The organism is Cupriavidus sp. SIMBA_020 (assembly GCF_046535395.1).
GTDB classification, from domain to species: Bacteria; Pseudomonadota; Gammaproteobacteria; order Burkholderiales; family Burkholderiaceae; genus Cupriavidus; species Cupriavidus campinensis.
Window position 1 is genome coordinate 1 of the sequence record NZ_JAWRWU010000306.1, and the last position, 304, is coordinate 304.

The 304-nt window shown below is 68.1% G+C and carries 1 protein-coding gene; it reads right to left on the bottom strand.

Translation table 11 applies throughout. The features are described 5' to 3' along the window. Nucleotides 1-304 (bottom strand): methyl-accepting chemotaxis protein (locus SB751_RS29325; RefSeq protein WP_410748944.1); only part of this gene is annotated, 304 nt, incomplete at both ends.

Sequence of the window (304 nt, forward strand, 5' to 3'; positions counted from 1 at the left end):
CATGGTCGCGGTGGTCTGGGTGATCGAGTCCAGGATCAGATCCATGGTTTCCCCGGCGGCGCCGACTCGCTCGACGCCCTGGCGCACGGTTTCGGCCGACTGGCTGATCAGCGTGTTGATTGCCTTGGCCGCGGTGGCCGAGCGCTGCGCCAGCGAGCGCACTTCGCTGGCGACCACGGCAAAGCCCTTGCCCTGCTCGCCCGCGCGCGCGGCCTCGACCGCGGCGTTCAACGCCAGGATGTTGGTCTGGAACGCGATGCCCTCGATCACCGACGTGATCTCGGAAATCTGCGCCGATGCCCTG